This is a genomic window from Achromobacter kerstersii, assembly GCF_902859595.1.
GTDB classification, from domain to species: Bacteria; Pseudomonadota; Gammaproteobacteria; order Burkholderiales; family Burkholderiaceae_B; genus Achromobacter; species Achromobacter kerstersii.
Map to the genome: position 1 here is coordinate 1 of NZ_CADIJQ010000001.1, position 13,688 is coordinate 13,688.

General features: G+C 65.3%; 15 protein-coding genes. 12 read left to right on the top strand and 3 right to left on the bottom strand.

Annotated features, from left to right (window positions below):
- Window positions 1-310 precede the first annotated feature (310 nt).
- The 4 genes from HV765_RS00005 (at window position 311) to HV765_RS00025 (ending at window position 4,049) form a co-directional block, all read left to right on the top strand.
- Window positions 311-847, top strand: coding sequence for a YaeQ family protein (locus HV765_RS00005; RefSeq protein ID WP_054426071.1), 537 nt, complete (start codon window positions 311-313; stop codon window positions 845-847).
- Between the two features lie 257 nt (window positions 848-1,104).
- Window positions 1,105-1,704 carry a TetR/AcrR family transcriptional regulator gene (locus HV765_RS00010; RefSeq protein WP_175169433.1) on the top strand — a complete coding sequence of 200 codons (600 nt, stop codon included), beginning with the start codon at window positions 1,105-1,107 and terminating at the stop codon, window positions 1,702-1,704.
- 109 nt (window positions 1,705-1,813) lie between these two features.
- Window positions 1,814-2,518 (top strand): SDR family oxidoreductase, encoded by a 705-nt coding sequence (locus HV765_RS00015; RefSeq protein ID WP_175168386.1) that lies wholly within the window; start codon window positions 1,814-1,816, stop codon window positions 2,516-2,518.
- Between the two features lie 7 nt (window positions 2,519-2,525).
- Window positions 2,526-4,049: an MFS transporter gene (locus HV765_RS00025; protein WP_254600377.1), complete on the top strand. Its 1,524-nt coding sequence runs from the start codon at window positions 2,526-2,528 to the stop codon at window positions 4,047-4,049.
- 30 nt (window positions 4,050-4,079) lie between these two features.
- Here HV765_RS00025 and HV765_RS00030 read toward each other — a convergent pair whose 3' ends face one another.
- The 3 genes from HV765_RS00030 to HV765_RS00040 all read right to left on the bottom strand — a co-directional run bounded on the left by HV765_RS00030 (window position 4,080) and on the right by HV765_RS00040 (window position 6,398).
- Window positions 4,080-4,541 (bottom strand): GNAT family N-acetyltransferase, encoded by a 462-nt coding sequence (locus tag HV765_RS00030; RefSeq protein ID WP_175168387.1) that lies wholly within the window; start codon window positions 4,539-4,541, stop codon window positions 4,080-4,082.
- Between the two features lie 68 nt (window positions 4,542-4,609).
- Entirely contained in the window at window positions 4,610-5,740 is a 1,131-nt protein-coding gene (locus HV765_RS00035; RefSeq protein WP_175168388.1) for a hypothetical protein, read from the bottom strand.
- Window positions 5,733-6,398 (bottom strand): hypothetical protein, encoded by a 666-nt coding sequence (locus tag HV765_RS00040; protein ID WP_175168389.1) that lies wholly within the window; start codon window positions 6,396-6,398, stop codon window positions 5,733-5,735. Before HV765_RS00040 ends, HV765_RS00035 begins: the two co-directional genes overlap by 8 nt.
- 154 nt (window positions 6,399-6,552) lie before the next feature.
- On the opposite strand from HV765_RS00040, the gene HV765_RS00045 reads away from it, so the two are divergent.
- The 8 genes from HV765_RS00045 to HV765_RS00080 are packed head-to-tail and all read left to right on the top strand — an operon-like array spanning window position 6,553 to window position 13,683.
- Window positions 6,553-7,350: a GntR family transcriptional regulator gene (locus tag HV765_RS00045; protein WP_054426061.1), complete on the top strand. Its 798-nt coding sequence runs from the start codon at window positions 6,553-6,555 to the stop codon at window positions 7,348-7,350.
- 19 nt (window positions 7,351-7,369) lie between these two features.
- Complete coding sequence (locus HV765_RS00050; RefSeq protein WP_175168390.1) at window positions 7,370-8,575, top strand: ABC transporter substrate-binding protein; 1,206 nt, start codon at window positions 7,370-7,372, stop codon at window positions 8,573-8,575.
- Window positions 8,576-8,583: 8 nt separating this feature from the next.
- Entirely contained in the window at window positions 8,584-9,456 is an 873-nt protein-coding gene (locus tag HV765_RS00055; protein WP_054426057.1) for a branched-chain amino acid ABC transporter permease, read from the top strand.
- 2 nt (window positions 9,457-9,458) lie between these two features.
- On the top strand, window positions 9,459-10,427 hold the full coding sequence (locus tag HV765_RS00060; protein ID WP_175168391.1) for a branched-chain amino acid ABC transporter permease: 969 nt from the start codon (window positions 9,459-9,461) through the stop codon (window positions 10,425-10,427).
- The gene (locus tag HV765_RS00065; protein ID WP_054426053.1) at window positions 10,420-11,175 is read left to right on the top strand and encodes an ABC transporter ATP-binding protein; all 756 of its coding nucleotides are present in this window, start codon (window positions 10,420-10,422) and stop codon (window positions 11,173-11,175) included. Before HV765_RS00060 ends, HV765_RS00065 begins: the two co-directional genes overlap by 8 nt.
- On the top strand, window positions 11,172-11,882 hold the full coding sequence (locus tag HV765_RS00070) for an ABC transporter ATP-binding protein (protein WP_054426051.1): 711 nt from the start codon (window positions 11,172-11,174) through the stop codon (window positions 11,880-11,882). Before HV765_RS00065 ends, HV765_RS00070 begins: the two co-directional genes overlap by 4 nt.
- A gap of 2 nt (window positions 11,883-11,884) precedes the next feature.
- Window positions 11,885-13,183 (top strand): 3-isopropylmalate dehydratase large subunit, encoded by a 1,299-nt coding sequence (locus tag HV765_RS00075; protein WP_175168392.1) that lies wholly within the window; start codon window positions 11,885-11,887, stop codon window positions 13,181-13,183.
- Window positions 13,180-13,683 carry a LeuD/DmdB family oxidoreductase small subunit gene (locus tag HV765_RS00080; protein WP_254600378.1) on the top strand — a complete coding sequence of 168 codons (504 nt, stop codon included), beginning with the start codon at window positions 13,180-13,182 and terminating at the stop codon, window positions 13,681-13,683. Before HV765_RS00075 ends, HV765_RS00080 begins: the two co-directional genes overlap by 4 nt.
- Window positions 13,684-13,688: the final 5 nt, after the last annotated feature.

The window sequence follows — 13,688 nt, forward strand, 5'->3', positions numbered from 1 at the left end:
CGCACCGCCTCGAGCTTGAACTCCGCCGTAAAGGCACGCCGTTTTATCTTGGTCATGACTCACCTCCTAGGTTCAACCTATCTGGGTGTCCACCAAAATTAAACCACCACAGCACCTCTTGAACGCCTCTCCACGAAGTGCCCCCCGAACGCCGTCCCCACGAAGCACCCTTCGAACGCCTCCCCTACGAAGCACCTCTTGAACGCCTCCCCTACGAAGCCCCCCCCACATCCGACCAAAGCCCCCAACGGTCATCAAGCGTTATCATTGCGCCCTCCAAGCAATTAGCAAGACTTCACGGATCACCGCCATGGCCCTGCGCGCCACCATCTACAAGGCCGAACTCAACGTCGCCGATACCGACCGTCATTACTACGGCAGCCACTCGCTGACCGTCGCCCGTCATCCGTCGGAAACCGACGAACGCATGATGGTGCGCCTGGTCGCTTTCGCCCTGCATGCGCAGGAAGAATTGGCGTTCACCAAAGGCTTGAGCGACACCGATGAGCCGGACTTGTGGGTCAAGGATCTGACTGGCGCCGTCAAGCTGTGGATCGAAGTGGGCCAGCCTGAAGAGCGCCGCATCTTGCGCGCCTGTGGCCGTGCGGATGAAGTCATCGTGTATTGCTATGGCGGCTCGGCCAGCAAGATCTGGTGGGATGGCGTGCGTAACAAGCTCGAGCGCACCCGCAACCTGAAGGTCATCAACCTGCCGTCGGACCAGAGCAAGGCGCTGGCCAAACTGGCCGAACGCACCATGCAGCTGAACGCCAATATCTCGGACGGCATCGTTTACTTCTCGGCCGAGAAGGGCGAAGTCAGCGTCGAGCCAGAGGTCTGGCGCTAAGCCGTCAGGCGTGGCTCGTCGACCCGGAAGTCTGGCGCTAGGCCGTAAACCGTTGCTCGTCGACCCGGAGGTCTGGCGCTAGGCCGTCAGCCGTTGCTCGTCGAGCGGGAAGTCTGGCGCTAAGTCATCAGACTTCTTGCGCCGCCCGCACGCCGGGCGGCGCACGTTACAAATCCGCCTTAAAAATCGCTTGCGCGCCGGATTTTTGCGGGATTAATATGACGATCATCATATTTAGAAATCCCAAGGTCCCCATCATGGCTGGCCCGTCCTCCCGCAAAGAGCTCTCTCACGAACGTATCGTCGACGCCGCCGCGCGCGCGATCCGGCGCGAAGGGTATGCGGGCGTGGGGGTGGCGGACGTCATGAAGGAAGCCGGTCTGACTCACGGCGGGTTCTATGCGCACTTTCCGTCTCGCGAGGCCTTGTTGGCCGCCGCCATGGAGCGTGCCGGGCGCGATGGCGCCGCGCGCATGATGAAGAGAATGGCCGAACGGCAGGCCGAGGGCGCGAGCCCATTGCGGGCGTGGGTGGAAACGTATTTGGGTGATGCGCATTTGACGGGTTGCGAGAGTGGTTGCCCGGTGTCGGCGCTGGCATCCGAGATTCCGCGTCAATCGGCCGAAGTCCGCGAAGTGTCGGCGTTGCGCGTGCGGCGCTTGCTGGATGCGCTGCGGCAGGTGCTGCCGCCCACCGCTGGCGAGCATGCCGCGGTGGCGGTGACGAGCACGTTGGTGGGCGCGTTGCAGTTGGCCCGCGCGCTGGGGGATAACGACGAGGGGCGCGCCGTGTTGGCCTCTGCCCGCCAAGCCATCCTGGAGCAGTACGACCACAAGGACGCCGCGCTGTCCACCTGAAGACTTACCGATTTTTCCAAGGCCGCATTACGTGGCCTTTTTACCCAACCTAAATATGATGATCATCTTATTTTGATCGCGCAGTCCCCCTTGTTCTAAGGAACTCATCATGGATTTGAAGAATGCAGTTGTTTTGATTACCGGCGCCAACCGCGGATTGGGGCTGGCATTCGCCCGCGAGGCGTTGGCCCGTGGCGCCCGCAAGGTGTATGCCGGCGCGCGTGATCCGTCCACCGTCACCTTGCCTGGCGTGGAAGCCATCAAGCTGGACGTGACGAATGCCGACGATGTGGCGGCCGCCGCCAAGCATGCGTCGGACGTGACGCTCGTGATCAACAACGCTGGTATCGCGGCAACAGGCGGCTTTTTGGCGGAAGGCAGCATCGAATCGGTGCAACGCCATCTGGACACCAATCTGATCGGCTCCTTGCGTGTCGCACAGGCGTTTGCTCCCGTGCTGGCCGCAAACGGCGGCGGCGCGCTGCTGAACGTGCTGTCGATCGCCAGCTGGATCAATGGGCCGCTGCTGGGCGTGTACGCGATGAGCAAATCCGCGGCGTGGGGCATGACGAACGGCCTGCGCAACGAGCTGCGTGCGCAGAAGACGCAGGTGCTGGGGCTGCATATGGGTTTTGTGGATACGGATCTGACCAAGGGCCTGGATGGCCCGAAGTCCACGCCGGAATCCATCGTTGCCCAGGCGTTCGATGGTTTGGAAGCGGGCGCCGAGGAAGTGCTGGCCGATGACCGGACGCGTCTGGTGAAGCAGGGCTTGTCCGCCGAGCCGGCGGTGTATTTGAAGGCGCTGGGATAAGACGGTCATGCACGCTACCGCTCGTTCCTCTGCACCTCCCGCAGGATCGCCTGGCGCAGGTTCGCCTGCCGCAGGATCGCCTCCCGCAGGTTCGCTTGCCGCAGCATCGGCTGCCGCAGCATCGGTTGCCGCAGGTTCCGCTGCCGCAGGATCGCCTGCCGCCGCTCCGGCCGCCACCTCTCCCTGGCCGATCTTCTGGGTCGCCAGCATCGCCGTGTTCCTGGTGTCGCTCGACAGCACCATGCTGTACGCCGCGTTCGGCGCGCTGCGGGCCGGGTTTCCCGAGGCGTCGGCGGCGGATATGTCTTGGGTGCTTAACGCCTACACGGTCGTCTTCGCCGCCATGTTGATTCCGTCGGGCGGGTTGGCTGACACGCACGGCCGCAAACGCATGTTCATGGTGGGCGTGGTGCTGTTCCTGGCGGCGTCCGCGGCGTGTGGGCTGGCGGGCAGCGTGGGGTGGCTGATTGCCGCACGCGTCGCGCAGGCCGTGGGCGCGGCTTTGCTGACGCCGGCGTCTTTGTCGATTGTGCTGGCCGCGTTTGCGACCTCGCAACGCGCGGTGGCGGTCAGCTTGTGGGGGGCGGTGGGCGGATTGGCGGCGGCTGTGGGTCCCAGCTTGGGTGCGTTCGTCGTTGACTGGGCCGGTTGGCCGTGGGCGTTCTACATCAACCTGCCGTTGGGCGCGTTGTCGCTGTGGTACGGCGCTGGGCTGCTCAAGGAATCGGTGAAGCCGGAAGCGCGGCGGCGTGTGGATGGCGTGGGCATGGCCTTGCTGATGGTGGCGGTGGGCGCGCTGGCGTTGGCGATAGTGCAGTCGGAATCACCCACCTGGACACGCCTGGAGCTGGGTGTGGTGGCGGCGGTGGGCGTGGTGTCGCTGGGCGCGTTTGTGGCCTGGGCGCGCGCCACGCCGCATCCGCTCGTGGATCTGGCGCTGTTCAAGCACCGTACGTATCGCTATGTGAACCTGGCCACGCTGAGTTTTGGCATCGCGTTTGCGATGATGTTCTTCGCGTTCTTTTTCTACATGACGGGCGTGTGGCATTACAGCCTGCCGCGCGCCGGGCTGGCGGTGACGCCGGGGCCGCTGCTGGTGATGCCCACCGCGATTCTGACCGGGCGATTGGCGGCGCGCATGGGCCATCGGCCGTTCCTGGTGGGCGGTGCGCTGATCTATGCGGCAAGCGGCCTGTGGTTCTTGCTGGTGCCGGGCGAGCAGCCCGCGTACTTGACGCAATGGCTGCCGGGCTTGCTGCTTAGCGGGATTGGTGTGGGCATGGTGCTGCCGTCGTTGTCGGGCGCGGCGGTCAGCAAGCTGCCGCCCCAGCACTACGCGGTGGGCAGCGCGGTCAATCAGGCCACGCGCCAGATCGGCGGGGTGATGGGGGTGGCGATCACGGTGCTGTTGTTGGGGCACGGCGCGGTCAGCCACGCGGCATTCTCACCGCTGTATGTGGGGCATGTTGCCCTGGCTTTGGTGACGGCGCTGCTGTGCCTGGCGGTGGACACGCGGCCGGGGAAGGGGTGACGGCCCCTGTGCCGTGATCCGTTGCTGTCCTTAGCCTGCGGTTTGAAACTTCAGAAAACGTTGGCCTTCGTAGGCCAACTCACCCACCAATTGGAAGCCCAGCCTGGCAAGACCTCTAAGCCGTGTCCGGCTGGGCGGCAGCAGGATGCTGACCGGCCCGATGCCCAGCGCATGGCGGCGGGCCATGAAGTGGCGAAAGATCATCGCACCGTGCCCCCAGTACGTCGGCAGCAGAACCAATGCCAGGTCGGCCTCGTCGCCTTCCTTTTGAAAACCGCCCCAGCCAGCAAAGCTGCCATCAATCCGTAGTGCCCAGGGGCCATACCCGTTCGTGAGCCACTGGGCGTCTTTGCCCTTGGCCCAATCCGCGACGGCTTTTTCGGTCCATTCGCCGGTGGCAAGCGGCATGTGCCGGATCACGTCGGGGTGGTTGAGCAGGCCAATCCAGTCCTCGGTCGGGATCTCGGCAAAGGCGTGCAGCGAGAGCGTCATGCTTCGTCCCTTTGATCGTTCTGGTTCGACGCTTGATGCCGCCTGATGGCGTCGGCCCGGGATGGCGGTCAGCTCGCGCAGGCGTCCGCCGCGGTGTTGGCGGGGTCGCTGCAAGCCTTCCATTTTTCCGGCGGCATGGCGGGCACCAACAGGATGCGCGTCGCCGGGTCAGGGTAGAAATAGACGCGCCAGGGGTGATCTCCCATCGTCTTCCAAACCTGTTGCTGCTGCGCGGGCGTCAAGACCGCCAAGTTCTGCGTACTGTCGGCGCCCTGGGCCAGCACGATCTGCGTCTCGGGGTCCCAAGACATCATGTCGTCATCCATCGGCACATCGTCCTTGATCCGGACGATGCGCCATGGATTTTCAGGCACCTCGAGCGGCAGGGCGGCCAGCGTTTTCTGTTCCAAAGGGTAAACGCGTTCGCGCGGTTTGACGGGCGGGTCCGCGTACGCCAAGGGCGTTTGGTCGGCGCCCGGCACAAAGTAGTTGGTGGCCAGGCGCACGTAACGCGGCCCCGGCTTGCCTTGCGCATCCAACAGCTGAACCGACACCGGCTGCCCCGGCGACACCAGATCGATCACCCGCAGCAAGCGCCCCGAGTCGTCGCGCACAAAGTGGCGGCGGGCGCCGGCGCTCTTCGTGTCCCCGCAACCATCGTCAATGAACGTAGTCAGCTGGCCTTGCGCGTCGCGTTGCAGGCAGGCGCTGCGAGTGGCGTAGTAGGGCTGTGGGTTGGACGGGCTGGACAGGGAATATTCGGTGTACGCGGTCAGCGCGCCCGAGGCGTCGTACGCCAGCGTGTAGCCGCTTTCAAGCACGGCCTCGCCGCGCATCGAGCGGTAGCGTTCAACCCGGCAGAGCCGGCCTTCCGGGTCGAAATACAGTTTGGTGGGGGCGGGGCGGGCGCGCTTGTCGCTGACCCGATACGCGGACCAGTCGACCTTGTCCATCCACGTGCGCGGCATCAGTTCGCCGTCGTCGAGCACGGCCAGCCGGGAATTTGTTGGGACGCGTTCGCCGCGCTTGCCCAGCAGCACGCGTTCGCCGTCCAGATCAACGGAGATCGATACGGCAGGCAAGGTCGACGCCACTGAAAAATCAGTATCCGCCGGGCCGCAAGCGGCATGCGCTGCAGAGGCGAACAGCAGCGGCGCGGCGGCCAGGGCAACGCGTAAGACACGCGGCGGCTTATGCATATTGCAGCGAGTCCATGAACTTCACCAGGTCCCAGAATTCCTTGGACACGCCGCCCAGGCGCAGCTTGCCCTGGGTGTCTTCGAACAGCAGAAAGGGGTAGGCGTTGCGCGCGTAGACGCCGTTGTCCGGCAGCCGGTAGGGCGTGAAGACTTCCGGATTATTGAAGTAGCGTTCCAGCCTCCCGCCGCCATCCACATGCATGTAGCGCACGCGCAGCGTCTGAGATTTGTAGGTGGCGTGCGTGTCGGGATAGACGCCGCCGTCGCCCGCGACCACCGAGTCCGACAAGGCCGCCATGAACACGCGCGCGATACCCACGAAGTGAATCTCGCCGCTGGTGCTGCCGCCCTTGGCCTTCGCCAGTTCCGTCACCAGCTGCGTGGCGCGCGAACCCGGCACCAGCGTGTTGGCAAACATCGCATCCACATCCGCGCTGGCCGGGTCGGGCAGCTGGCGCAGCCTCTGGAAGTCTTGCCGGAAGGCTTCCAGCCATTGCTGATAGCGCTGGTTTTCCTGCTGGCGATCAAAGGTTTGGGCGTGGCTTGTGCCGGCGTGCAGCGCAATCAGCACGGTAAAGAGCACGGTGATGGCCAGCAGCCAGATGCGCCGGAGCCCCGCGGCGGACAACGGCATATTCTTGTCGGAGTGTGTGTGCATAGGGCGCGATGATATCGCCCAAGATGATGCTGATTTGCGCGCGAACGTGACAGATTGTGATCGGCAAAAAGGGCTTAGTGTTTTCCCGATAGAACAGCCCGTCTGGGTATTTGTTCCATTGACGGTACATTAGGACACCCCTAGAGTTCCCGGCATGGGAACCTCACTACCTTTGCCGAAGTACCACCAGATCTACCTCGTCCTGCGCGAGCAGTTGCAGGAAGGGCGATTCGATCAGGATGGGCTGCCTGGCGAGCACGCGCTGGCCGATCAGTTCGACGTGGCCCGCATCACCATCCGCAAGGCGATGGAGATGCTGGTGGCCGACGGCCTGGTGTCGCGCCGCCCCGGGTTGGGGACGTGGCCGTTGCGCGGGGCGTCCGCCGCCCACACCGCGCCCGCCGCCAATGCGCCACAGAAGGCGCACCTGACCGGGCTGCTTGAGAACATCGTCAACATGGGGCTGCGCACCTCGGTGCAGGTGCTGGACAGCACGCTGGTGTTTGCGCCGCCAACCGTCGCCGAGTCGCTGCGCATCCCGCCTGGCACGCCGGTACACAAGAGCCTGCGCGTGCGCAGCACCGAGGCCGGGCCGCTATCCCATATCACCACGTACGTGCCGCAAGCCGTGGCCGATTTCACGCGCGAAGACCTGGAACGCGAACCCTTGCTGATGCTGCTTGAGGCGGCCGGCGTGGAATTTGGCGGCGCCACGCAGACGATCTCTGCGCGGCTGGCCGATGCGCAGGTGGCGCGCCATCTGGATGTGTCTGTGGGCTCGGCGCTGCTGGCCGTTACCCGCGTCGTGCGCGACGTGAACGACCGTCCTGTTCAGCTATTGCAGGGCCTGTACCGGCCCGACCGTTATCAATACCAATTGCAGCTGTCGCGCGTCGGCAGCATCGACGCCAAGGTCTGGGTCAGCGAAGAGCTGTCGGCCCAATTTCATTGAACCCCTTCGGAGATCACCCATGAATTCGCGCCGCACCTTCCTCTATCGCTCCGCCGCCGCTGCGGCGCTCGTGTCCACGCCCTGGGTGGCGCGCGCCCAAGGCGCAACGCCCGTGAAGATCGGCGTGCTGCACCCGGTGACGGGCGCACTGGCGTACTCGGGGCAGCAATGCCGGCTGGGCGCGCTGCTGGCCATCGAAGACATCAACAAGGCGGGCGGCATCAAGTCGTTGGGCGGCGCGCCGCTGTCGGCGGTGTTGGGGGATGCGCAGTCGCGCCCCGAAGCGGGTTCGGCCGAAGTCGAGAAGATGAACGAGGCGGGCGTGTCGGCCATTGTGGGCGCGTATGCGTCGGCCATCTGCCTGGCCACGACGCAGACCGCCGCCAAGTACAACCTGCCGCACGTGGTGGATGTGGGGGTGGCCGACCAGATTGTGGAGCGCGGCCTGAAGAACACCTTCCGCTTCGGACCCGGCTACCGCGCCTGTAGCGAACGCGCCATCGCCGACCTGGCCGCCTTGAACGACGCGGCTGGCAAGCCGGCCAAGACCGTCATGATCGTGCACGAGGATTCCTTGTTCGGCACCGGCACGGCGGCGCTGTTGGCGAAGTCGCTGCCGGAGCACGGCTTCGAAGTGAAGGAAGTGGTGAAGCACCCGAACCCCACGCGCGACTTCAACAACATCGTGCTGCGCATGAAGTCGGTGAATCCGGATATTGTCATCCCGGCCAACTACTACAACGAATACGCGCTGCTGCTGCGCGCCATGAAGCAGCAGAAGGTGCAGCCCAAGGCCATCTATTCGGTGCTGGGGGGCGCGGCGTCCAGCTACAAGTTCCTGAAGGAATTTCCGGACATCGCCAACGGCATCATCGACTGCAACCACTGGTTCAACCCCAAGGACCCGCGCGTGGCGCCGCTGAAAGCGCGCGTCGAAGAGAAGGGCGCGTACTTCAGCTATGAAGTGTTCATGACCTACGTTGCGGTGCAGTTGCTGGCCGATGCCATCGAGCGCGCCAAGTCCGCTGACCGCGCCGCCATCATCGACGCGCTGGCCGCCAGCACCTTCCACGACAACCTGATGCCGTATGGCCCCACAAAGTTCGTCAACGGCCAGAACACGGGCGCACAGCCGCTCTTGACGCAGGTGATCGGCGGCGACATCAAGGTGATCATCCCGGCGAAATACCGCCAGGCCGACGCCATCTTCCCGTTGAAGGCCTGAGGGCAAGCATGCTGGACCCTGCCATCCTCTTTTCGTCGGTGCTCAACGGCCTGACGACCGGCGCGGTGTACGCGCTGATCGCCTTGGGGCTGACCCTGATCTACGGGGTGCTGCACATCATCAACTTCGCCCACGGCGCCGCCCTGATGGTGGCGCTGTATGCGGTCTACCTGCTGAAAGACCGGCTGGGTATCGACCCTTACGCGGCGTTGCCGCTGGTGGTGGCCGGCATGTTCGCGCTGGGCTATGCGTTGCAGCGCTTCGTGATCAACCGCGCCAGCCACGGCAAGGACGAAAACATTCTGCTGGTGACGCTGGGGCTGGCCATCGTGCTGGAGAACCTGGCGCTGGTGTGGTTCAAGTCGGACACGCGCAGCATCGACACGGCCTACACCTTGTCCACCGTCGAGATCGGCCCCGCCATGATTGCGCTGCCCAAGGTCATCGCGTTTTGCGGCGCGCTGGCGGTGGCGGCGGTGCTGTTCTGGATCATCCGCAGCACCGACCTGGGCCGCGCCATCCGTGCCGTGGCCCGCGAAAAGCAGGGCGCCAAGCTGATGGGCATCGACGTGGAAAAGGTCTATGCGCTGTCGTTCGGCATCGGCATGGCCTGCCTGGGCGCGGCCGCCTGCTTCTTGCTGCCCGCGTACTACGTCAACCCGCAAGTGGGCAGCGGCTTCGTGCTGGTGGCGTTCACGATTGTGGTGCTGGGCGGCATGGGCAGCTTTGTGGGCGCGCTCGTGGGCGGCTTGTTGATTGGCGTGGTGGAGTCCATCGGGGGCCTGTTCCTGGGCGACTCGCTGGGTCAGATGGGCATTTTCGCGATCTTCATCGCGGTGCTGCTGTTTCGCCCGCAGGGGCTGTTCGGGGCGAGGGGCTGAGCATGAACCGGGATCTTTCCGCAATTGCGTTGTTCGGAGTGGCGGTGGCCGCTTTGGCCACGTTCGCGCAGTCAGGCGTGCTGCTGACCTTTGTGATGATGTCGTTGTACGCGGCGCTGTTGTCGCAGGCCTGGAACATTCTGGGCGGCTATGGCGGCCAGCTGTCTTTCGGCCATGCGCTGTTCTTTGGCGTGGGCGCGTATGCGCAGGCGCTGGGCCAGCTGAACTTAGGCATCAACCCCTGGCTGGCGCTGCCGATGGCCATTGCGCTGGGCGCACTGGTCGGCATGGCCGTGGGCGGGCTGACGTTTCGCTACGGCTTGAAGGGTTCGTACTTTGCGCTGGTGACGCTCGCCTTTGCCGAGGTGTTTCGCATCCTGGCGTTGTCGGCGTCCTTCACCGGAGGCGGGGTGGGGCTGATGGTGCCGCTGCAAGAGGGCGCGGCGAACATGCAGTTCGCGTCGCGCCGTGGCTACATCTATCTGCTGCTGGCCTTTGTGGTGCTCGCGCTGTTGGTCACCGCCTGGCTGCGTCATTCGCGCTTTGGCGCGTACCTGCAAGCAGTGCGCGACAACGAAGACGCGGCGCGCGCCATCGGCGTGAATCCGCTGCGCGTGAAGCTGGGCGGCATTGCGCTGTCGGCCGCGTTCATGAGCGCGGCGGGTGCGTTCTATGTGCAGGTGTTTCAGTACATCGACCCCGGTATTGCGTTTGGCTCGGCCGTGTCGGTCGAGGCCCTGGTGGGCGCGATCGTGGGCGGCATGGGCACGCTGTGGGGGCCGGTGCTGGGCGCGGTGGCGCTGCATGGGCTGGCCGACCTGACACGCAACCTGTTTGGCGAACTGCCGGGCATCAGCATGGTGATCTACGGCGTGGTGCTGATTCTGATCGTGATGTTCCTGCCGCGCGGCATCAGTGGCGGCGGCCAATCGCTAGGCCGCCTGTTTGGCAAGGAGCGCGCCCGTGCCTGAGATCCTGCTGCAAGCTCGCAATCTGTCGATTTCGTTTGGTGGCCTGAAGGCCGTTCAGGACGTGAACCTGGCCGTGCCGCAAGGGTCGTTGACCGCCTTGGTTGGCCCCAACGGCGCGGGCAAGACCACGCTGTTTGCGCTGCTGTCGGGTTTCTTGAAGCCCAGCGCTGGTTCGGTGCATTTTGCCGGGGAAGACATCACGGGCCGCGCGCCGCACGAATCCGCGCAACTGGGCCTGACCCGCACCTTCCAGATCGTGCAGCCGTTTGGCGCGCAGACGGTGCGCCAGAACATCGCCGTGGGCGCGCATCTGCGCTTGCGTGACCGGCGGGCGGCGCTGGCCGCGGCCGAAGACGTCGCCGCACGCGTCAACCTGCAAGGGGCGCTGGACAAGCCCGCGGCCGACCTGACCGTGGCGGGCCGCAAGCGCCTGGAACTGGCCCGCGCACTGGCCACGCGGCCGCGCTTGCTGCTGCTGGACGAAGTGCTGGCGGGTCTGAACCCGAGTGAGATCGACGAGATGATTCCGGTCGTGAAAAAGCTGGTGGACGATGGCGTCACCGTATTGATGATCGAACACGTGATGCGTGCGGTGATGAGCCTGGCCGAACATGTGTGGGTGCTGGCCCAGGGCCGCTTGATCGCGTCGGGTACGCCCGGCGAAGTCACGCGCGACCCGACAGTGGTGGAAGCCTATCTGGGGCATGGCGCGGCGGCGCGCCTGGCCGCGCACGGGGCGCCGGCATGAGCGCGCTGCTGGAAGTGAGCGGCCTGCGGGCGGGCTACGGGCGCATGGAAGTGCTGCGCGGCGTGGACCTGACGGTGGGCGAGGGCGAAATTGTCGTGCTGCTGGGCAGCAACGGCGCGGGCAAATCCACGCTGAACAACACCGTGTGCGGGCTGTGCAAACCCTGGGGCGGCTCCGTCCGCTTCGACGGCCACGACCTGACCGGCCGCCACTATCGCGACGTGGTCAAGGCGGGCTTGATCCAGGTGCCTGAAGGCCGCCGCATCTTCCCGAACTTAAGCGTGCTTGAAAACCTGGAACTCGGTTCCTTCACGCGGGCACGCGAGCATCGCGCTGCAAACGTGGACAAGGTGCTGGATATTTTCCCGCGCCTGCGCGAGCGCCTGACGCAACTGGCCGGCACCATGTCGGGCGGCGAACAGCAGATGCTGGCGATTGGCCGGGGCTTGATGGCCGAACCCCGGCTGCTGATTCTGGATGAGCCATCGCTGGGCTTGTCGCCCTTGATGGTCGAGGAATTGTTTGGACTGATCCAGCGCCTGCACGCCGACGGGCTGGCGATTTTGCTGGTGGAGCAGAACGTGGGCCAGTCGCTGGAAACGGGGCAACGCGCCTATGTGCTGGAAAACGGGGCGGTGCGTTATAGCGGATCGTGCCCGGAACTGATGGCCAGCGACGACGTGCGCCGCGCCTATCTGGGGATGTAGCGATGTCTGCTTCTGAAGTTCATCAGCCTCAAACCCACCGGCCTCAAACCCTGGCGCAAAAGCTGATCGCCGCCGCCTGCGGCCGGCCCGCTGTCGATGAAGGCGAAATCGTGACCTGTGCCGTGGACCTGGCGATGTTCCATGATTCCAGCGGCCCCCGGCGCTTGCAGCCCATGCTGGAAGAATTGGGCGCGTCGCTGTGGGACCCGGCAAAGATCGTGCTGGTCATTGACCACTACGTGCCCGAATCCGACGACGAATCGCGCCGCATCGTCCGCATTGCGCGCGACTGGGCGGCCGGGCAGCAATTGCCGAATGTGTATGACTCCGTCGGCATCTGCCACGTGGTGGTGCCGCAGCACGGCCATATCCGGCCCGGCATGTTCTGTGTAGGCGGGGACTCGCATTCGCCCACGGGCGGCGCGTTCGGCGCCTATATGTTTGGCATCGGCAGCACCGAGATGCTGGGCGTGGCCGTTACCGGCCAGATCTGGGTCAAGGTGCCCAAGACGCTGATGATGCGGTGGAGCGGGCGGCTGGCCGCAGGCGTCACCGCCAAGGACATGATGCTGCACATGATCGGCCGCTACGGCATGAATGGCGGGCGCTATCAGGCCGTGGAATTTTGCGGCGAGGCCGTGCGCGCGCTGCCCATGCAGGAACGCATGACCTTGTCGAACATGAGCGCCGAGCTGGGTTCGCAAGTGGGGCTGATCGCGCCTGACGACACCACGGCCGACTATCTGCGCCAGGCTGGCGTCACGGCCGAGCTGGACCTTGCCCGTTGGCAAAGCGATGCGGGTGCGGACGCCGAATGGCACGCCTTCGATGCCGCGTCGCTGGCGCCGCAAGTGGCCGCCCCGCACAGCCCGGCCAACGCGCGCGACGTGAATCACTACCCCGATGTGCCGCTGCAAGTGGCGTACATCGGCGCCTGCACGGGCGCCAAGCTCGACGACTTGCGCGCCGCTGCCACCGTGTTGCGCGGACGAAAACTGGCTGCGGGCATGCGCCTGATGGTGGCGCCCGCCAGCCTTCAAGACCAGCAACTGGCGGATCAGGAAGGCGTGATGCAGGTGCTGCGCGACGCGGGCGCGGACGTGCTGGCAACGTCTTGCGGGGCTTGCGCCGGCTATGGCGGCTCCATTCCTGACGGCGCCACGGTCATCTCCACCACCGCACGCAACTTCAAAGGACGCATGGGCTCCGAGACGGCGCAGGTCTATCTGGCGTCGCCCTACACCGTGGCGGCGTCGGCAGTGGCCGGGCGCATCGCCGACCCCCGGGAGTTCATGGCATGATGGACCACACGAGTGCGCACCGCGTCTGGCGCGTGGGCGCAGATATCGACACCGACGCGCTCGCCCCGGGCGCCTATATGAAGTTCGGCATCGACGAGATCGCGCGCCACTGCCTGCAACGCGTGCGGCCGGAATTTGCGGCGCAGGTGCAGCCGGGCGACGTGCTGGTGGCCGGACCCAACTTCGGCATCGGCTCATCCCGCGAGCAGGCCGCCGCCGCCTTGGTGCGCCTGGGCGTGGCCGCCGTCATCGCGCCGTCGTTCAACGGCTTGTACTTTCGCAACGCCTTCAACGTGGGCTTGCTGCTGCTGACGTGCCCGCAAGCGGAAGCGCTGGCGGACGGCGAACGCATCACGTTCGACGCTACCGCCGGGCGCGTCGGCCGCGAGCAGGGCGGCACACATTCTGAATTGCACTGCGAGACCGTTCCCGCCTTCCTGATGGACATGGTGCGGGCCGGCGGACTGCTGAATCTGCTGAAACAGCGTCAAACCTCTTAGGAAGA